This window comes from Streptomyces sp. NPDC034086, assembly GCF_055575515.1.
In genome coordinates, this window is sequence record NZ_JBVISM010000015.1 from 35,733 (window position 1) to 54,205 (window position 18,473).

The window sequence follows — 18,473 nt, forward strand, 5'->3', positions numbered from 1 at the left end:
GCACGACAGGGGGTGCCGGGTTGCGAGCTGGTTACGCACGCCCCCCGGCGGCGGCGCCGTAGGCTCGGAACATGACTGACGCAGCAGCGGCCCTGGAGCCGGGACGGCAGATTGAGATCCTCGAGGAACTGACGGAGGAGCAGGCCGACTCCGTACTGGAGCTGATCACGGAGGCGGCCCGCACCGACGGCACCACCGCCGTCTCCGAGCAGGGACGCCTCCAGCTGCGCGGCGGACCGCGCGAGGGGATCCGGCACTTCCTCCTCACCGACGGCGGCCGGCTGTGCGGATACGGGCAACTGGAGGACACCGACCCGGTGGAGGCCCCCGCCGCCGAGCTCGTCGTCCACCCCGCCCTGCGCGGCCGCGGCCACGGCCGCGCCCTGGGCACCGCCCTGCTGCACGCCTCCGGCAAGCGGATCAGGGTGTGGGCCCACGGCGGCAAGTCCGCCGCCCGGCACCTCGCGCAGGTGCTCGGCCTGACCCTCTTCCGCGAACTGCGCCAGCTGCGCCGCCCCCTGGGACCCGACGCGGCACCCCTGCCCGCGCCGGTGCTGCCGGCCGGTGTGACGATTCGCACCTTCGTCCCCGGCCAGGACGACGCCGCCTGGCTGGCCGCCAACGCGGCCGCCTTCGCCCACCACCCGGAGCAGGGCGCCCTGACGCAGCGGGACCTGGACGACCGGATCGCGCAGCCGTGGTTCGACGCCAAGGGCTTCTTCCTCGCGGAGCGGGAGGGCGAACTGGTCGGCTTCCACTGGACCAAGGTCCACGCCGAGGAGCAGCTCGGCGAGGTCTACGTGGTCGGCGTCCGCCCGGGCGCCCAGGGCGGCGGCCTCGGCAAGGCCCTGACGGCGATCGGCCTGCGCCACCTGGCGGAGTCGGGCCTGCCGACGGCGATGCTGTACGTGGACGCGGACAACCCGGCGGCGCTGGCGGTGTACGAGGGGCTGGGCTTCACGACGCACGAGATCGACCTGATGTACCGCACGGAGAGCTGAGCGGAGGCGGGGCGGGGGCGGTAGCCCCAGGGGCGGTGTCAGGGCTGGTTTGGGGGTTTCCCGTCAGTCCCATCGTCCTTCCGTGTCGGGCCGGCCCGTCAAGGGCGCTCCTTCGTCGCGTCGCTGCGCGATGGCCTTCGGCCACCCTTGACCGACCGTCCCGCCCCGGAAAGACAAGGACTGCCGAGAACCCCCCAAAGAAACGGGACGGTCCAGAGAAGAAGGACCCCCGTATCAGCGATGAGACGGGGTGGACGGGCGTCACCCCGCCGGGCATCCGGGCCCCTGACCGCCTGCCCCAGGGTCAGGAGCCTGGCCCTCTCGCCCCCCGCCGACCACAGCAGCGAGGGGGGCGGCCGGGCGCGTCAGATCGCTACGCGCTCCTCCCGGCATGGCGTCCGACGACCGTCCGGGGCTGATACCCGCACGAAATGACGATCAGGGCCCCGTCCGGGACCGGTGAGCGTGTCAGATCGCTACGGGCTTCTCGCATCCCGGCGTCTGACGGCCGTCTGGGGCCGGTCCGTGAGCAGTTGACGGCCGTCGTGGCTTCGCACGTGGGGGCCGTTGCCGTCGAGGGCGTCCAGGAGCCGGACGGCGTAGACCTCGGACATGCGCTCGGCCACCTCGTGTGGCGTGAGCCACTGGACCGCCGTGCTTTCGCGGGAAACGCGTTCTGTGCCGCCGGAAGGCTTGCAGCGGAAGACCAGTGCCACCACTCCAGCCGTGACGTTCTTGTACACACCGGTGAGGTGGTCCACCTCGACATGGATGCCGGTTTCCTCGCGTACTTCCCGGCACACCCCGTCCTCCGGGGTTTCCGTCAGCTCCAGCACTCCGCCGGGCAGCTCCCACATCCCGTTGTCAGCCCGGCGGATGGCCAGCAGTCGGCCGTCATCACGCACCACCACTCCGGCAACCGACACGGAGTGGCGCGGCGTTGACCTGCCCGACGGGACGCTGTTACTCATGTACATGAGCATAGGAGGAAGTGAAGGACCATGGGAGCAGCCGCAGGAGGAGACAAGGCGGTTCCTCGGTACTTGCAGATTGCCGAGGACATCATCCAGCAGGTTCGCACCGGCGTTCTGAAGCCGGGAGACCAGGTGCCGAGCGAGGCCGAGATGGCCGAGTGTTACGGCGTCTCGGGCGGGACGGTGCGCAAGGCGATGCTGGAGATCCGCGCCAGCGGTCTCGTGGACACCCGGCACGGCAAAGGGTCCTACGTGAAGGACCGGCCGCCGGTGCGCCATCGCTCATCTGATCGTTTCCGTCGCTCGCTCCGGCAGGGCGGCAAAGCCGCCTATCTGGCCGAGTCGGAGCAGTCCGGGGCCGCCGCGAAGGTCAGCGTCGTCTACATCGGGCCGGTCAAGGCCCCGGAAACAATCGCCCAGCGGCTTGGCGTGGACGTGGGGACTCAGGTGCTCGCGCGCCGTCGTTTGTACTTCCGCAACGGCATTCCTGTGGAAACCGCGACGTCCTACCTGCCGTGGGACGTGGTGCGCGACATTCCGGAACTCTTCGCCGAGAACCCCGGAGGTGGCGGGATCTATGCCCGCCTCGAGGAGCACGGCCACACCTTCGCCGAGTTCGTGGAGACCTTGCAGGCGCGGCCCGCTGCGAAGGCCGAGGCATCAGAGCTGGCTCTGAGCCCCGGAGCCACTGTGGTGCATCTGTTGAGAAACGCGGTCACCGACACGGGCCGCGTCGTGGAAGTCTGCGACACCCTCATGGCGGCTGACCAGTTCGTCTTCGAGTTCCGTATCCCGGCCACCAGCTGACGGTCACACCGCTTCCCTCAACCCGCTGTGAAGTCACCTTCACGGTGGGTTGACTCATGTATAGGAGTCGGCCACTCTTCTTCATGTCACTCATGTACATGAGTGAAGGAGTCCAACCTCTTTAGAGGAGCGGCCACATGTGTCAGGTCCCCGACCGCCCGGGAGGAACCTCATGTCTCCCGGGCATCGACGACTACACCCCCTCTGTGAGGGTTGTCGCGGCGATCGAGCCGAGCTCGGAACTGCTCGACCGGGCGCTGGCCGGCTGGGAGCGTTTCGTCAGCTCCTTCGAGGGGGCGTCCGGTGAGTGAGTGCTACGCGTACGTGCCCCACCGCCTCCTCCGCCGTCGCGTCCGCGACATCGCCTCGGGCGTCGAGGGCATCCTCATGGCGGTGATCAACGAGAACGTCTCGGACACCGGTGTCGAACGCTGGATGGAGCTCGCGTACATCCGTAACGCCTCGGGTCGTGAGTTCACCACGGCCGTGGGCAACGTCGAGCCCGCCTTCGACCAGCCCCAGACGGCCGTCAGACGCGGGGATGCGAGGAGCGCGTAGCGATCTGACGCGCCCCACCGCTCCCGGATGGGGCTCTGATCGTCATTTCGTGCAGGGATCGGCCCCGGACGGTCGCCGGACGCTATGCCGGGAGGAGCGCGTAGCGATCTGGTGCGTGGAGGTGGACCGCCGGGCCTCTCTGGGGGCCCGCATGTAGGACACGGTCAGGGCCCGGCCTACCCCGCCTCATCGCTGATTCCGGAGTCCTTCCCCTCTGGACCGTCCCGTTTCTTTGGGGGGTTCTCGGCAGTCCTTGTCTTTCCGGGGCGGGACGGTCGGTCAAGGGTGGCCGAAGGCCATCACGCAGTGACGCGACGAAGGAGCGCCCTTGAGGGACCGGCCCGACACGGAAGGACGATGGGACTGACGGGAAACCCCCAAACCGACTGTGACACCGCCCGAGGGGCTACCGCCTCCCCGACCCCGCGAGGCCTACCGGCAGCCGCAGCTGCGGCGGATCACCAGGGCCGACGGGAACTGCTTCAGGCGTTCGCGGCGGGAGCCCGCCACGCGGAGGGCGTCGTCCAGGACGAGGTCCACCGCCGCGCGGGCCATCGCCGGGCGGTCCGAGGCGATCGTCGTCAGCGGCGGGTCCGTGAGGGCGGCCTCCTTGACGTCGTCGAAGCCGGCCACCGCCAACTGCTCGGGCACGTCGATGCGCAGCTCCCGGGCGGCGCGCAGCACCCCGATGGCCTGGTCGTCCGTCGCGCAGAAGATCGCCGTCGGCCGGTCCGGCCGGGCCAGGACCTCCAGGGCGACCCGGTACGCGTCGTAGCGGTTGTACGGGGCCTCGATGAGCCGGCCCTCGACCGGCCGACCGGCCTCCAGCATGGCCCGGCGCCAGCCCTCGACGTGGTCGGCGACCGGGTCGCCGACGGAGGGGGTGTTCTCGATGCCGCCGATGCAGGCGACGTACTCGTGCCCGTGCTCCAGGAGGTGCCGGGTGGCGAGCTGCGCGCCGCCGATGTCGTCGGTGACGACCGCGACGTCGTCGATGGCCTCGGGCCGCTCGTGCAGCAGCACCACCCGTGCGTCCCACGCGTCGATCTCCGACGCGGCGCGCTCGCTCATGCCCTGGCTGACCAGGATCAGTCCCGACACCCGCATGCCCAGGAAGGCACGCAAGTAATGGACCTCTCGCTCGTCCCGGTAGTCGGAGTTCCCGACCAGGACCATCTTTCCGCGCTCGGCCGCGGCCTGCTCGACCGCGTGCGCCATCTCCGCGAAGAACGGCTGGCGGGCATCGGGGACGATCATGCCTATGAGGTCGGTGCGTCGGGACGCCATCGCCTGCGCGACCCGGTCCGGGCGGTAGCCCAGGTCCTTGATCGCGGCGAGTACACGCTCGCGCGTGGCCGGGGCGACCGGCCGGGGTCCGTTGTTGATGACGTAGCTCACGACGGCGGTAGAAGTACCCGCAAGTCGCGCTACGTCATCCCGCGTCACCTTGGCCACGCGCGGAAGTCTACGCGGGGTGACCTACCTCTGGGCAGGGTGTTTGGCCGACGGGATGGTCACAGGAGCTTCCTCCGAACGGGGGACGGCCTCCTCCGTACGGTCCGGGGCCTGCGCCGGAGCCTGCTTGGCGGCCGCCTGGGCCGCGGCCTCGGCGGCCGCCCGCTCCACCTTCTCCGGGGTGACGAAGCGGTAGCCGACGTTGCGGACGGTACCGATCAGGGACTCGTGCTCGGGGCCGAGCTTGGCGCGCAGCCGCCGTACGTGGACGTCCACCGTGCGGGTGCCGCCGAAGTAGTCGTAGCCCCACACCTCCTGGAGGAGCTGCGCACGGGTGAAGACCCGGCCCGGGTGCTGGGCGAGGTACTTCAGGAGCTCGAACTCCTTGAAGGTGAGGTCCAGGACCCGCCCCTTCAGCTTCGCGCTGTACGTCGCCTCGTCGACCGAGAGGTCGCCGTTGCGGATCTCCATGGGGGAGTCGTCCGAACCGAGCTGCTGGCGGCCGGTGGCCAGCCGCAGCCGCGCCTCGACCTCGGCGGGGCCGGCGGTGTCGAGGAGTACGTCGTCGATGCCCCAGTCGGCGGTGACGGCGGCGAGGCCGCCTTCCGTGACGACGAGGACCAGCGGGCAGCCCGGTCCGGTGGACCGCAGCAGCTGGCACAGCGACCGCACCTGCGGCAGGTCGCGGCGGCCGTCGACGAGGATCACGTCCGCGCCGGGGGTGTCCACCAGGGCAGGGCCCTCGGCGGGGGCCACCCTGACGTTGTGCAGCAGCAGGCCGAGTGCGGGCAGCACCTCGGTCGACGGCTGGAGGGCATTGGTCAGCAGGAGGAGAGAGCTCATGCCCGACCACCTGCCCTGGTCCGGCGGCCTTGCTCCTGTTTGCTTCGCTGGTCCATCACGTCGGTTCCTCCTCGGTCCCGTCGAGGACGTGCGTGGTACTGCTTCGTACGTCGTGCCTGGCAGCCGCCGCGTCCCCCGCGCCCTGGGGTCCGGATGGATACCTCTGTTCTCGGTCCGTTCAACGTGCTGAAAGCACAAAAGGACCCGGGGGCTACGTTGCCCGGATCCTCTACGCCGCCAGAATAGCCCACCGGCCCTTTCGGGGCCGAGGGCTGCCGTGCACCGCATTCTGTGGTTCGCGCCACGCCTTCCTCCTGCGTATGCCCTGGTTTCGCCGGATCGAGAGGTCCGCCGGCCCGCCCCGAGGCCCCTCCGGGCGCACGGACGGCGCGCGGAGGCACGCCGTGGTGACGGGCCAGAGGGGTCATCATGGAGGCCGACGGTAGAGAGCCGACGGAGCCGACCGATAGGAGCTGCAGTGGCAACCGGAACCATCCGCTACTGGGCGGCGGCGAAAGCCGCCGCCGAGACGGCGGAGGAGCCGTACTCGGCGCACACACTGGCCGAGGCGCTCGACGCCGTGCGGGACCGCCATCCGGGGGAACTCACCCGGGTCCTGCAGCGCTGCTCCTTCCTCGTGAACGACGAGCCCGTGGGCAAGCGCCCGCACGATGCCGTCCTGCTGACCGAGGGGGGCACCGTCGAGGTGCTCCCGCCGTTCGCGGGCGGGTGAGCGGAAACCGATGAGCACTCCCGAAGAACAGCAACAGCAACAGCAGCGGCAGCGGCAGCAGCAGGACGCCGAGCAGGACCCGTACGCGACGCAGACCTGGCAGTCCGACACGTGGGAGACCGGGTACCAGCCGGTGCAGCCGCCGCTGGGCTCCGTGCCCGGCCAGCCGGCCGCCCAGGCCCAGGCCCAGGCCGCGGGTCCGGGCGCGCAGGGGCAGTGGGGGCAGGGCGTCGGCGGCGCCGTGCCGTGGCCGGACGCCACCGGGGCCGGTGCGGCCGCCGCAGCCGAGACGGCGTACCTGCCGCCGGTACCGGCGCAGCAGCACCAGCCGGACCAGCACCAGCAGCAGCAGCACCAGCAGCACCAGCAGCCCGCCGTGCCCGACGGCTGGTTCCGCGACGAGCCGCAGCAGGCTCCCGCGCAGGGCGGCTGGGCCGCCGACGCCGCCGCGCAGACGGCGTACCTGCCGCCCGTGCCGGCGCAGCAGCAGCACCAGCCGGACCAGCACCAGCACCAGCACCAGCAGTACCACCAGCCCCACCAGCAGCCCGCCGTGCCCGACGGCTGGTTCCGCGACGAGCCGCAGCAGCAGCAACCGCACCACCAGCAGCAACCGCACCACCAGCAACCGCACCACCAGCAACCGCACCAGCCGCAGGCGCCGGCCGCGCCCTGGGCCGACGGCCCGGGCTCCGACGCCGCCGCGGAGACGGCGTACCTCCCGCCGGTGCGCGAGTCCGCCGGTGCCGCCGAGCAGACCGCGTACCTGCCGCCGGTGCCGGCGCAGGGCGCCGCGCCCGACGGCTGGTTCCGGGACGAGCCCCGGACCGCCCCCGCCGCCCCCGACTCCGCCGCCGAGCGGACCGCGTATCTCCCGCCGGTGCGGGAGCAGGGCCCCGCGTCCGGTGCCTGGCCCGCCGGGGCCTTCTCCGACGACGACGCCGTCGCGCAGACGGCGTACCTGCCGCCCGTGCCGGCGGAGTTCGAGCCGGCGGAGCCCGAGCCGGCGGAGCCCGAGCGCCGGCCGCGGTCCGGTCCGGCCGCCGAGTACTCGCCGCCGACCCTCGGCGGCAACACCCTGCGCGCCGTCGACCCCGCCCAGGCCCGCGCCGAGGGCCGGTCGCCGATCATCGACCCGGGACCGCAGTCGGCCATACTGACCGCCGCCCTGGGTCTGCTGATGGCGGGCGCGGCGGCGTTCGGCCAGTGGGCGCTGCTGGTCCCGCTGATCGCCCTCCAGGGGCTCACCGCGGCCGGCTGGTTCCGCCTCAACGGCATGTGGCCGGCCCGTCAGGGCATCGTCCTGGCCTTCGCGGGAGCGCTCGTCGCCGACGGCGCGGTGCTCGCGGTGGACCGTACGTACGGACCCGGCGCGATCATCGGCACCCTCGGGGCCTGGGTGCTGCTGACGCTGGTGCTCCAGCTGCGCAGCCAGGCGGACCCCGACGAGCGGATGTACGGGCTGATGGCGTCGGTGGCCTCCGCCGCGCTGGCCATCGTGTGCGCGGGCTTCCTCGCGGCGGACGGGAAGCCGGTGATCACCGGTGCCGCGGCCGTCGCGGTCGCGGTGTTCGCCCGGGCCCTGCCGCTGCCCACCGTGCCGTCCGTCGGCGTGTCGCTGGCCGCCGCGGCCGGTGCGGGCATCGCGGTGGGCGGACTGACCGGGCTCGGCGCCGGCGGGGCGCTGGTGGGCCTCGCGGCCGGGGTGTGCGCCCTGATCGGGCTGCGCGTGGCCGCGTACGACTACCCGTCCAAGTTCGTCCACATGACGGCCGGTGTCGCGCTGCCGCTGGCCGCGGCGGCTCCGGCCGTGTACCTCATGGGCCGCGTCGTCGGCTGACGCCGGGGCCGGGGGAGCCCGGGAGCCCCGGCGCTGATCCCGCCCTCACGGCCGGTCATGGTCCACTAGAACGCACGTACCGACTAGCAGGGGGAGGGGCACGTGCGTTTCCTACGTGTCGTGGTGATCATCGGCGTGGTGCTGGGAGGGCTGTTCGTGGGCGTCGACCGCTGGGCGGTCGGCTATGCCGAGGACCGGCTGGCCGACCGCGTCCAGGCCCACCAGGGCCTCGCGGGGAGTACCGAGGTCGAGATCCACGGCTTCCCCTTCCTGACCCAGGCGCTCAGCCACGATCTGGACCAGGTCGACCTGAAGGTGGCGGGCGTCGACGTCACCGCCGACGGCCGCAAGACGCGGCTCTCGGAGCTGAAGGCCTCGTTCCACGAGGTGAGGCTGAACGACAGCTACAGCGGCGGCACCGCCGCGCGGGCCGAGGGCACGGCGCTGATCACGTACGAGGACCTCACCAAGGCCTCCCAGAACGGCGTGGTCCTCACCTACGGCGGGGCGCCGAACAAGGTGAAGGTCACCGCGACCGTGGACTTCCTCGGCCGGACGGTCACCCGCAGCGTGGTGTCGACCGTCGCCCTGGTGGACTCCGGCAGCACCAAGGTCGTCCGGGTGCGCGCGGACTCCGTGCCGGGTGAGGGGATCCCGGGGATCGAGAGCGCCGTGCGCAAGCGGACCGACTTCGACCGCCGCATCGACGACGGGCTGCCGGCCGGGCTCAAGCTCGCGTCGCTGACCTCGGACGAGTCCGGCGTCCACCTCGCGCTGAGCGGATCGGACGTGTCCCTGGCCGGATCGTGAGACGACGTGGTCCGATCCGCAGGAGGACGGGCCGCACGAACAGCCCCGGAAGGCCGTGCGACGGCCGTCCGGGGCTTTCTCATCCCGCCATCCGGACGATCCTGTCTCGGTATATGACACGCCGGTGACAGGGCGGCCCGTTCGTCCCTACGATCCATGGCTATGAAGCATCAGCAGGCGGACCTCACGAAGCGGCGGGCAGTGGACCTGTGTCGCGTCGCCGCCATGCTCTGTCGCTCCATGTGAGGCGTGAGCCTTCCGCTCCGCCGGCCGGACCGACGGCCCTTCATCCCGCGTGACCGCACCGCCGCGCACCAGCCTCCCGCCCCCCGACGCCTCCCCGCGCAGGGCCGGAGCGCCGCACCCGGAACGCCACGCACCAGCACCGCCCGCTCGCAGCAGCCCCAGCACGGCCCCGCCGCAACTGCCCCGGAGGAGAACACCATGAGCCGCAGCGACGTCCTCGTAGACGCCGACTGGGTCGAGGCCCACCTGAACGACGCCAACGTCGTGATCGTCGAGGTGGACGAGGACACGTCCGCGTACGACAAGAACCACATCACCAACGCCGTCCGGATCGACTGGAAGCAGGACCTCCAGGACCCGGTCCGCCGCGACTTCGTGGACCAGGAGGGCTTCGAGAAGCTCCTCTCCGCCAAGGGCATCTCCAACGACGACACCGTCGTCCTCTACGGCGGCAACAACAACTGGTTCGCGGCCTACGCCTACTGGTACTTCAAGCTCTACGGCCACCAGGACGTCCGCCTCCTCGACGGCGGCCGCAAGAAGTGGGAGCTCGACTCCCGCGACCTGGTCGACGGCAAGGACGTCCCGAACCGCCCGGCCACCCAGTACAAGGCCAAGCCGCAGGACACCTCGATCCGCGCCTTCCGCGACGACGTCGTCGCCGCGATCGGCTCCCTGAACCTGGTCGACGTCCGCTCGCCCGACGAGTTCTCCGGCAAGCTCCTCGCCCCGGCGCACCTCCCGCAGGAGCAGTCGCAGCGCCCCGGCCACGTGCCGAGCGCCCGCAACATCCCGTGGTCGAAGAACGCCAACGACGACGGCACCTTCAAGTCCGACGAGGAGCTGACCGCCCTCTACCAGGCCGAGCAGGTCGACCTGGCGAAGGACACCATCGCCTACTGCCGCATCGGCGAGCGCTCCGCGCTCACGTGGTTCGTGCTGCACGAGCTCCTGGGCCAGGAGAACGTCAAGAACTACGACGGCTCCTGGACCGAGTACGGCTCGCTCGTCGGCGTGCCGATCGAGCTCGGCCCCAACAAGTAATCCGGCCGGGCACGCGACGCCCGTCCCCGTAGCAGCAGAACTTCTCCAGGACAGGACAGAGAACATGTGTGGAGCACAGATCGGCGGGCCCGACCTCGCGACGCTGAAGCCCGGTGAGACCGCGATCCAGGGCCAGGTGACCAAGGACGGTGAGCCCGTCAGCGGGTACGTCCGCCTGCTGGACTCGACCGGCGAGTTCACCGCCGAGGTCCCCACCTCCGCGACCGGTCAGTTCCGTTTCTACGCGGCCACGGGCTCCTGGACGCTGCGGGCGCTCGTCCCGGGCGCCCAGGCCGACCGCGCCGTCGTGGTCGCCGAGGCCGGCGGCGTGACGGACGTCGCCATCGCGGTCTGATACTCCGGACCGACAGCCGAACCGGCCGAAGGGCCGCACCCCAGGGGGTTGGACGCCACTGGAACGGGGTGCGGCCCTTCGCGCCGTCCGCGTCGGGGCCTACGCTGGAAGCATGTACGCGCGGCGCCGGCGGGCCTATCTCCTGCTGATGGGCGTATGCCTGTTCCTCTTCGTCTCCGCCTGGTCGTACGTGCGCCTGTTCTCGGTCGAGGCGGCGGTCGCGCTGTGCGTGGTCGCCATGGTCATCCCGCCGGTCGCGGCGATGGTCGCGAACCGGCGGGGGCCGGAGGACCGCTGGTGGGACGACCCCTCGGGCGATCCGAAGTCCGACGAGTGGTGGGACGAACTGGACGGGAAACGGCGCCCGGGGGACTGAGTCACTCCTCTATAAGAACGTAATAAGGATGCGTACAACGGGTCCCCGCAGCAGGGTGTCTTGGATGTGCGCGGGCGAACGATCCCGCGGCTCCAGTCCTGTGGGGGGACCCCATTTTGGAAATCGAAAACCGGGATCCGGGCACGCCGGAAACCAAGCCGGTTGACACGGTGATTCCGCCCGTATCCGTCCCGCCCGGTTCCGCCCCGCGCCGCCGCGGGCATACGACGCCCCTGCTCGCCGCGGCCCTGGCGCTGGGCGCGGCCGCCGGCACCGTCACCGGCTACGCGGTCCAGTACCACCGCCCGCCCACGCCCCTGCCGCCTCTGGCGCAGCAGAAGCTGGACTCCCCGAAGCCGCTGGCGCCGGACTACGCGACGACGGCGAAGACGATCAACGCCAACCGCTGGCACAAGACCGACGACGACCTCACGAAGCTCCTGATCGAGGCACCGGCCGGGGCGAAGGTCGAGGAGCGCGGCTATGTCGGCCTCGACTCCTTCGTGACACGTTTCGAGAGTCCGGATTCCGTCCTGCGCAGTTTCGCGAAGGACGGGATCCGCCGCGTCGCGACGACCCTCTGGACGAAGGACGACGTCCTGGTCGAGATCCGGCTGGTGCAGTTCCGCGACTTCTCCGGCGCGAACGGATACCAGAACAGACAAGCCGGCTACATGGACGACAAGGAGTACGCGGGCAACGCCGGCGTGGCGATTCCCGGCGTCCCCGCAGAACTCGGGCATGTCTGGGTGGCATCGGAAGTCCGTCAGGAACCCGGCTACCTCCCCACGCGCGAGGGGCGGGCCCTCGTCCGCCGCGGCGACATCGTCCTGGACCTCTACTACGTCGACACGCGCGGCCGCCGCTTCGCCGAGAACGACGTCATCGACCTGGCCAAGCGACAGCTGGAGCGACTGTGACCGAGCCGCAGACCGAAACGACGGCTTCCAAGACGGTGCGCACGGTGCGCCGCAGGAAGACGGCCGCCCTCGTCGCGGCTCCCGTCGCCGCCGTCCTCGTCGGCGGAGGGATCTGGGCGTCCTCCGCCCTCGCGACCGCCGACCGGACCGCGCCGACCGCCTACTGGGTCGAGGCCGGCGGGAAGCCGCCCGAGGCCACGAAGCCCGAACCGGTACCGGCCAACGCCCTCTCGGGCAGGCTGCTCCCGGTCCCGTCCGGGTTCGTCCTGGGACCAGACCTCGCGGGCGACGGGAACGACTACTACCTCTCCGGGGAGAAGGCCGTCGAGGGCCTCGAGGAGGCCCGCAAGGGTCTGTCCAGCTCGGAACGGAAGAAGCGTGACGACCTGCTGGCCGACCTCAGGCTCAAGGGCCTCGCGGGACGGAGCTACGTCGCCGACACCGGCAGTCCGGTGGTCGAGATCCGCCTCATGCAGGCCGACCCGCAGGCCGTGGGCAAGTTCTCCGAGGTGGCCAAGAAACTTCTCGACTACCCCGGCGGTGAAGGCGGCGCACCGCGGGTGGACGGCTTCCCGGACGCCAAGTGCTCCGGGCTGCCGGTGGGCGAGGGGAAGCGAGCGGGCAACTCCCTCTACTGCGTGGCCGTCCAGGGAGACGTGCTGGTGAACTTCCGCGCCTACGGGTCCACGTTCTCCGTCGACGGAATCGGCACCGAGTTCTCCTGGTCCGAAGCCACCGGGTTCCTCAAGAACCAACTGGCCCACCTGAAGGCCCCCGGGGAGTCCGCGTGACCGAGCAGAACATGCCCGCCGCCCCCCGCGACCGCCGAACCCCGCGCGCCGTGCTGCGCTGGACCGCCGCCGTCCTCGTCTTCGGCGTCGCCGGCGCGGGGACCGCGTACGGGATCACCCGGGCCGAGCGCACCGACGTGCCCGGACTGTCCACCCTGGACGACGGGCGGTGGACCTACCCACCACTGGTCAAGCCCAGCCTGCCCCCCGGCGCGGCGCTGCCCTTCGCCGCCGACAACAAGGACGGCATCCACTTCGCCGGCCTCACCCAGCTGCTCCTCCCGGCCCCGCTCGGATCCGCCCCGGACACCGGCCTGAAGCCGGAGAAGGACTCGGCGGTGAGCGTGGACACCTTCCTGGAGGAGTACGAGGGCTCCGCGCGCGAAGGGATGAAGCAGGGGCTCACCGACAACGGGCTGCGCCAGATCGCAGGCCGCGGCTGGACCACCCCGGACGGCACCCGCACCCGCGTCTACCTGCTGCGTTTCCACGCGTCCGGGTTGGCGGACACCTTCACCGGCTGCGGCCCCGACATGAAGCTGAACGGCGTCCACCCCCTCCAGACCGACGACGCCTGGGGCAAGGCCGGCGTCGCCGAGGGGGCGCCGGACCCCACCGGCGTCACCGTCCTGGAGGAACCCGTTCCGTCCGGCGACGAACAGACCAGGGTCGGGTGCGTCCAGTCGGGGGACATCCAGGCCGTGATCCTCCAGACCCGCAAGGGCGCGGCCGGGGCCGTCCCGCTGCACCAGGCCGTGATCCTCCAGCAGCAGCTGCTGAGCTGAACCGCAGGGGGCCGGTACGGCCCACCTCGCAGCGTGCGCCGGTCCCCGGGCCAGTAGGCTTGGGGACCGGCCCGTCCACCCGCACCGAAACCTCCGAGGAGCACCCCGTGCTTGAGGCAGTCTTCACCTCCCTGCTGGTCCTGGTCTGCGTCGGCGTACTCGCCTTCACCGCCCTGGCCGTCAAGAAGCTGTACCAGGGTCAGCGCTGAGCGTCCGCCCAGCCGACCGCCCCGGAACCCCTCCCACAGATCGCCTGAGCAGCCAAACATGATCCAGATCCCCTCCGACCTGAACCCGGGCCTCGTCCCCCTCGCCTTCCTCCTCGGCAACTGGGAGGGCGCGGGCGTCTTCGACTTCCCCGGTGAGGAGAAGTGCAACTTCGGCCAGGAAGTCGTCTTCAGCCACGACGGCCGGGACTTCCTGGAGTACACCTCCCACACGTGGGTGCTCGACAGCGAGGGCAACAAGGTGCGCCCGCTGGAGTCCGAGTCGGGCTACTGGCGCATCGACAAGGACCGCAAGGTCGAGATCGTCATGGTGCGCGACCAGGGTGTCGTCGAGGTCTGGTACGGCGAGCTCGCCGACCAGAAGCCCCAGATCGACCTGGTCACCGACGCGGTGGCGCGTACGGCCGCGTCCGGCCCGTACAGCGGCGGCAAGCGCCTCTACGGCTACGTGAAGAGCGACCTCATGTGGGTCGGCGAGAAGGCCACCCCCGACGTCGAGCTGCGCCCCTACATGTCGGCCCAGCTCAAGAAGGTCGTCACCCCGGAGGAGATCGCCGACATGGCGCGCAACCTCCCGGAGCTCCCCGAGGACGGCATCGCCTTCTTCCGCTGAGCGACGCACCCGGCACGGGCAGAGGTGAAGGGGACCGCGGGCTGACCGCGGTCCCCTTTCCGCGCTTACACTGGCCGGGTGGTGACCACCGACTGGAAGAGTGACCTGCGGCAGCGCGGCTACCGGCTGACGCCGCAGCGCCAGCTCGTGCTCGAGGCGGTCGACGCCCTGGAGCACGCCAGCCCCGACGAGATCCTGGTGGAGGTCCGCAAGACCGCCTCCGGGGTGAACATCTCCACCGTCTACCGGACCCTGGAGCTCCTGGAGGAGCTCGGGCTGGTCTCCCACGCCCACCTCGGGCACGGGGCCCCGACCTACCACCTCGCCGACCGGCACCACCACATCCACCTCGTCTGCCGCGAGTGCACCGGCGTCATCGAGGCCGACGTGGACATCGCCGACGCGTTCACCGCGAAGCTGCGCGCCACCTTCGGGTTCGAGACCGACATGAAGCACTTCGCGATCTTCGGGCTCTGCGAGAAGTGCGCGGCGGCCGGGCGCCAGGCGGGCACCGCGTAGCGGGGTCGTAGGCTGGTGGCATGACCAGCAGCCCCTTGCTCCATCTCCCCGGCGCCGTAGCGGCCGAAGGCATCGACGAGGGCGTCGCCGCCCACTACGGAGAGCTCTACGGCGAACAGCGCTCCCTCGCCGACGGCCGCGGCTTCGTCGACCTCTCCCACCGCGGGGTCGTCACCGTCACCGGAGCGGACCGGCTGAGCTGGCTGCACCTGCTGCTCACCCAGCACATGAGCGAGCTGCCCGCCGGACGGGCCACCGAGGCGCTGATCCTCTCCGCCCATGGGCACATCGAGCACGCGCTCTACCTCGTCGACGACGGCGAGACGGTCTGGGCGCACGTGGAGCCCGGCACCCGGGAGGCGCTCCTCGGCTACCTGGAGTCGATGAAGTTCTTCTACCGCGTCGAGGTCGCCGACCGCACCGACGACTTCGCCGTCGTCCACCTCCCGGCCGGCTCGATCGCCGAGGTCGCCAAGGAGCACGTCGTGCGCGAGACCGCGCACGGCCGTGACGTCTTCCTGCCCCGCGCCGAGCTGGAGGCCTTCGCCGCCGCCCACGGCCCCGCCGCCGGTCTCCTCGCCTACGAGGCCCTGCGCGTCGAGGCCCACCGGCCGCGCGTCGGCCTGGAGACCGACCACCGCACCATCCCGCACGAGCTGGGCTGGATCGGGACGGCCGTGCACCTGCAGAAGGGCTGCTACCGCGGCCAGGAGACCGTCGCCCGCGTCCACAACCTGGGCAAGCCGCCGCGCCGCCTGGTCTTCCTGCACCTGGACGGCTCCGAGGTGCTGCTCCCGGCGCACGGGACGCCCGTACGGCTCGCCTCGGACGGGGAGGAAGGGCGCCAGCTCGGTTTCGTCACCACCGCCGTGCGCCACCACGAGCTCGGCCCGATCGCCCTCGCGCTGGTCAAGCGGAACGTCCCGGTCGACGCCCCGCTGCTGGCGGGGAACACGGCCGCCGCGCAGGAGGTCGTCGTAGCGCCGTAGGGTCCGGGCCCGGCGGTCAGGTGCCGCTCAGATGTCGATGACGAGGGTGAACGGGCCCTGGTTCGTCAGCGAGACCCGCATGTCCGCGCCGAACCGGCCCGTCGCCACGGTCGCGCCCAGCGCCCGCAGCCGCGCCACGACCTCGTCGACCAGCGGCTCCGCCACCGGCCCCGGCGCGGCCGCGTTCCACGTGGGGCGACGGCCCTTGCGCGCGTCCCCGTACAGCGTGAACTGGGAGATCACCAGCAGCGGCGCGTCCACGTCGCTGCAGGACTTCTCGCCCTCCAGGATCCGTACGGACCAGAGCTTGCGCGCCAGCAGCTCCGCCTTCTCCGGGGTGTCGTCGTGGGTCACCCCCACCAGCACGCACACGCCCTCGCCGACGATCTCGCCGACCGTCTCGCCGGCCACGACGACGCTCGCGCCGTCCACCCTCTGCACCACTGCTCGCATACCACCTGTGTACCAGCTGTGCACCCGTCCGGGGCCGATCGGGTGGACGGAGACTGCGTCCGCACCACGGAGAGTGGCACCATGCACGCAGGCGGTGCCACCAGCACCGGTCGAGGGGACGGATACGAACGTCATGAACACTTCTGGTACCTCCGCACCTGCACCCGCGTCACCCGCGTCACCCGCTCCGGCACCCGCGGCGGGCCCCGCCGGGTGGCCTCCCGCGCAGCGCACCGGCGAGCCGCTGGGGCCGACCACCCCCGCGACCGCCCTCGGGCTGCCCGAGCTGCGCGCGCTGCGGCGCGACGCGCAGCGCGACGAGGCCGACCTGAGCTACGTACGCAGACTCCTGCAGGGCCGCATCGACATCCTGCGGGCCGAGCTCGCCCGCCGTACGGACCCCGAGGCGCCGGTGGTGGACCGGCTCTCGGAGATCCTCGCCGACGCCCCTTCCAGCCGCAGCGCCTCCGCCCGGCACGTCACCCTCGGGACCCCGCACAGCGAGGAGTACCGGCTGCTGGCGGCGGAGATGCTGTCCGACGTGGAACTCTCCGACCTGGAGGCGCGCACCGACGGCGAGCTGCACGAGGCGATGGGCCGCCTGGTCCGCTACGAGCAGCAGGTCTCGCGGCGGCGGCAGCAGCTCCAGCGGATGGCGGACGACTCCAGCGCGGAGATCACCCGCCGCTACCGCGAGGGCGAGGCGCAGGTGGACGACCTGCTGGCGTGACCCGGCGCGCGCGTGCCGGGGCGGTGTGCCCGGGGCACGGCCCGGGGGCACGGCCCGGGGGCACGGCCGGGGCCAGGGTTCGGTGCGCGGTGAAATTCGGGCGACCCGGCCGGTACCCGGCGGTTAGCGTGGCCGGTCATGAGCGCTGACGTGCGGCCGATCGCCGCATCCGAACTGCCCGCCTGGCTCACCACGCTGAACACGGGCTTCCTGACCCCCGGCACCCCCACGGAATCCGATGTGGCCCAGCGCGCCGCGAGCAGCGACCTCGCGCGGGTACAGGGGGCCTTCGACAAGGAGACCGGGCGGTGCGTCGCCACCTTCCGCTCCTTCGCCCAGGAACTGACCGTGCCCGGCGGTGCCGCCGTCGGGTGCAGCGCGGTCTCGAACGTGGCCGTGCTGCCCACCCACCGCCGCCAGGGCCTGCTGACGCGCATGATGGAGGCCGAACTGGCCGCCTCCCACGCGCGCGGCGACGTGCTGTCCACCCTGATCGCCGCCGAGTACCCGATCTACGGGCGCTACGGGTACGGCGCCGCGACCGTCCACGCCGAATGGGAGGTCGACGTGGCGCGCACCGGCCTGGACCGCGGCCGTCCCGCGCCGGTCGGCGGCGGCCGGATCGACCTGGCCGACGCCGCCGAGGTGCGGCGCGTGGGCCCCGCCCTGCACGAGCGGCTGCGAGCCTTCCGCCACGGCCTCGTCGACCGCGACGAGCGCTGGTGGAACCTGGCGACGGGCCTGGAGCAGATGTCCCACCGCCCGTACCGGGAGAAGATGTTCGCGGTGTACCGGGACGCGGACGGCGAGGTGGCGGGCCTCGCCGCGTACCAGGCCGACGACCACTGGACCGATGCCAAGACCCCGCTGAACACCGTCCAGGTGCGGGACTTCCTCGCGCTCACCCCGCAGGCCGAGCGGGCGCTGTGGCACTTCCTGTGCTCCATCGACTGGGTGCTGAAGGTCCGCAGCGGCAACCGGGCCCCCGACGACCTGCTGCCCGAACTGCTGCCCGACGCCCGTGCGGCCCGGCCGGTGTCGGCCGCCGACTTCCTGTGGGTGCGGGTGCTGGACGTCGTACGGGCACTGGGCGCGCGGACGTACGACGTGCCCGGGGTGCTCGTCCTGGACGTCGAGGACCCCACCGGTCCGGCGGGCGGCCGCTACCGGCTGGACGCGGGCGCCGGCACGTGCGCCCGTACCGGGGAGCCGGCCGGCCTGCGGCTCGACGTGTCCGCGCTGGGCTCCCTCTACCTGGGCGACGCGTCGGCGGTGCGGCTGGCCGCGCTGGGCCGGGTCGTGGAGCAGCGGCCGGGCGCGGTCGCGCTCGCCGACGCGGTGTTCCGGACCGCCCGCCGGCCGTGGTGCCCGGACGTCTTCTGAGGCCTATCGTCACCACCGGCC

Annotated in this window: 22 protein-coding genes; 18 read left to right on the forward strand and 4 right to left on the reverse strand. The window is 71.9% G+C overall.

Annotation, left to right across the window (positions count from 1 at the left end):
* Positions 1–71: 71 nt before the first annotated feature.
* A complete protein-coding gene (gene mshD, locus ACZ514_RS26720) occupies positions 72–1,001 on the forward strand; it encodes a mycothiol synthase (RefSeq protein WP_468174206.1) in 930 nt (309 codons plus the stop codon).
* A gap of 476 nt (positions 1,002–1,477) precedes the next feature.
* Here the strand turns inward: mshD and ACZ514_RS26725 are convergent, their stop codons facing one another.
* Positions 1,478–1,984 (reverse strand): NUDIX hydrolase, encoded by a 507-nt coding sequence (locus ACZ514_RS26725; protein WP_469125857.1) that lies wholly within the window; start codon positions 1,982–1,984, stop codon positions 1,478–1,480.
* A gap of 18 nt (positions 1,985–2,002) precedes the next feature.
* Here ACZ514_RS26725 and ACZ514_RS26730 point away from each other — a divergent pair, with 18 nt between their 5' ends.
* Positions 2,003–2,782: a GntR family transcriptional regulator gene (locus tag ACZ514_RS26730; protein ID WP_468701986.1), complete on the forward strand. Its 780-nt coding sequence runs from the start codon at positions 2,003–2,005 to the stop codon at positions 2,780–2,782.
* 303 nt (positions 2,783–3,085) lie between these two features.
* On the forward strand, positions 3,086–3,340 hold the full coding sequence (locus tag ACZ514_RS26735; RefSeq protein ID WP_469125858.1) for a hypothetical protein: 255 nt from the start codon (positions 3,086–3,088) through the stop codon (positions 3,338–3,340).
* A 432-nt stretch (positions 3,341–3,772) separates the two neighbouring features.
* On the opposite strand, the gene ACZ514_RS26740 is transcribed toward ACZ514_RS26735, so the two are convergent.
* Both ACZ514_RS26740 and ACZ514_RS26745 read right to left on the reverse strand, forming a co-directional pair.
* A complete protein-coding gene (locus ACZ514_RS26740; protein ID WP_468701672.1) occupies positions 3,773–4,795 on the reverse strand; it encodes a LacI family DNA-binding transcriptional regulator in 1,023 nt (340 codons plus the stop codon).
* A gap of 24 nt (positions 4,796–4,819) precedes the next feature.
* Entirely contained in the window at positions 4,820–5,638 is an 819-nt protein-coding gene (locus ACZ514_RS26745; protein WP_468701670.1) for a response regulator transcription factor, read from the reverse strand.
* Positions 5,639–6,116: 478 nt separating this feature from the next.
* Between ACZ514_RS26745 and ACZ514_RS26750 the strand changes: the two genes are divergently transcribed.
* From ACZ514_RS26750 to ygfZ, 13 genes are all read left to right on the forward strand, one after another.
* Positions 6,117–6,371 carry a MoaD/ThiS family protein gene (locus tag ACZ514_RS26750; protein ID WP_361608620.1) on the forward strand — a complete coding sequence of 85 codons (255 nt, stop codon included), beginning with the start codon at positions 6,117–6,119 and terminating at the stop codon, positions 6,369–6,371.
* A 10-nt stretch (positions 6,372–6,381) separates the two neighbouring features.
* Positions 6,382–8,211, forward strand: a complete 1,830-nt coding sequence (locus ACZ514_RS26755) for a hypothetical protein (RefSeq protein ID WP_469125859.1) — start codon at positions 6,382–6,384, stop codon at positions 8,209–8,211.
* Between the two features lie 102 nt (positions 8,212–8,313).
* Positions 8,314–9,021, forward strand: coding sequence for an LmeA family phospholipid-binding protein (locus ACZ514_RS26760; RefSeq protein ID WP_468174183.1), 708 nt, complete (start codon positions 8,314–8,316; stop codon positions 9,019–9,021).
* 162 nt (positions 9,022–9,183) lie between these two features.
* Positions 9,184–9,267, forward strand: a complete 84-nt coding sequence (locus ACZ514_RS26765) for a putative leader peptide (protein ID WP_350206375.1) — start codon at positions 9,184–9,186, stop codon at positions 9,265–9,267.
* Between the two features lie 198 nt (positions 9,268–9,465).
* Positions 9,466–10,311, forward strand: coding sequence for a sulfurtransferase (locus tag ACZ514_RS26770; protein ID WP_468174181.1), 846 nt, complete (start codon positions 9,466–9,468; stop codon positions 10,309–10,311).
* A gap of 64 nt (positions 10,312–10,375) precedes the next feature.
* Positions 10,376–10,666, forward strand: a complete 291-nt coding sequence (locus tag ACZ514_RS26775; protein ID WP_030030422.1) for a DUF1416 domain-containing protein — start codon at positions 10,376–10,378, stop codon at positions 10,664–10,666.
* A 112-nt stretch (positions 10,667–10,778) separates the two neighbouring features.
* Positions 10,779–11,042 carry a DUF3099 domain-containing protein gene (locus tag ACZ514_RS26780; RefSeq protein ID WP_468701665.1) on the forward strand — a complete coding sequence of 88 codons (264 nt, stop codon included), beginning with the start codon at positions 10,779–10,781 and terminating at the stop codon, positions 11,040–11,042.
* A 170-nt stretch (positions 11,043–11,212) separates the two neighbouring features.
* Complete coding sequence (locus tag ACZ514_RS26785) at positions 11,213–11,962, forward strand: hypothetical protein (RefSeq protein ID WP_469125860.1); 750 nt, start codon at positions 11,213–11,215, stop codon at positions 11,960–11,962.
* Positions 11,959–12,753 carry a hypothetical protein gene (locus ACZ514_RS26790; protein WP_469125861.1) on the forward strand — a complete coding sequence of 265 codons (795 nt, stop codon included), beginning with the start codon at positions 11,959–11,961 and terminating at the stop codon, positions 12,751–12,753. Before ACZ514_RS26785 ends, ACZ514_RS26790 begins: the two co-directional genes overlap by 4 nt.
* Entirely contained in the window at positions 12,750–13,538 is a 789-nt protein-coding gene (locus tag ACZ514_RS26795; protein WP_469125862.1) for a hypothetical protein, read from the forward strand. The genes ACZ514_RS26790 and ACZ514_RS26795 overlap by 4 nt, the downstream gene beginning before the upstream one ends.
* A 267-nt stretch (positions 13,539–13,805) precedes the next feature.
* The gene (locus tag ACZ514_RS26800; RefSeq protein WP_467895598.1) at positions 13,806–14,378 is read left to right on the forward strand and encodes a heme-binding beta-barrel domain-containing protein; all 573 of its coding nucleotides are present in this window, start codon (positions 13,806–13,808) and stop codon (positions 14,376–14,378) included.
* A gap of 78 nt (positions 14,379–14,456) precedes the next feature.
* On the forward strand, positions 14,457–14,897 hold the full coding sequence (locus ACZ514_RS26805) for a Fur family transcriptional regulator (RefSeq protein ID WP_468174172.1): 441 nt from the start codon (positions 14,457–14,459) through the stop codon (positions 14,895–14,897).
* A 20-nt stretch (positions 14,898–14,917) separates the two neighbouring features.
* Positions 14,918–15,886, forward strand: coding sequence for a CAF17-like 4Fe-4S cluster assembly/insertion protein YgfZ (gene ygfZ / locus ACZ514_RS26810; RefSeq protein ID WP_468174170.1), 969 nt, complete (start codon positions 14,918–14,920; stop codon positions 15,884–15,886).
* 27 nt (positions 15,887–15,913) lie between these two features.
* On the opposite strand, the gene dtd is transcribed toward ygfZ, so the two are convergent.
* Positions 15,914–16,339, reverse strand: a complete 426-nt coding sequence (gene dtd / locus ACZ514_RS26815; protein WP_468174168.1) for a D-aminoacyl-tRNA deacylase — start codon at positions 16,337–16,339, stop codon at positions 15,914–15,916.
* Positions 16,340–16,472: 133 nt separating this feature from the next.
* On the opposite strand from dtd, the gene ACZ514_RS26820 reads away from it, so the two are divergent.
* Together ACZ514_RS26820 and ACZ514_RS26825 are read left to right on the forward strand one after the other, a co-directional pair.
* Complete coding sequence (locus ACZ514_RS26820) at positions 16,473–17,069, forward strand: RsiG family protein (protein ID WP_469125863.1); 597 nt, start codon at positions 16,473–16,475, stop codon at positions 17,067–17,069.
* 138 nt (positions 17,070–17,207) lie between these two features.
* Entirely contained in the window at positions 17,208–18,452 is a 1,245-nt protein-coding gene (locus ACZ514_RS26825; protein WP_468174164.1) for a GNAT family N-acetyltransferase, read from the forward strand.
* The last annotated feature ends 21 nt before the right edge of the window (positions 18,453–18,473 follow it).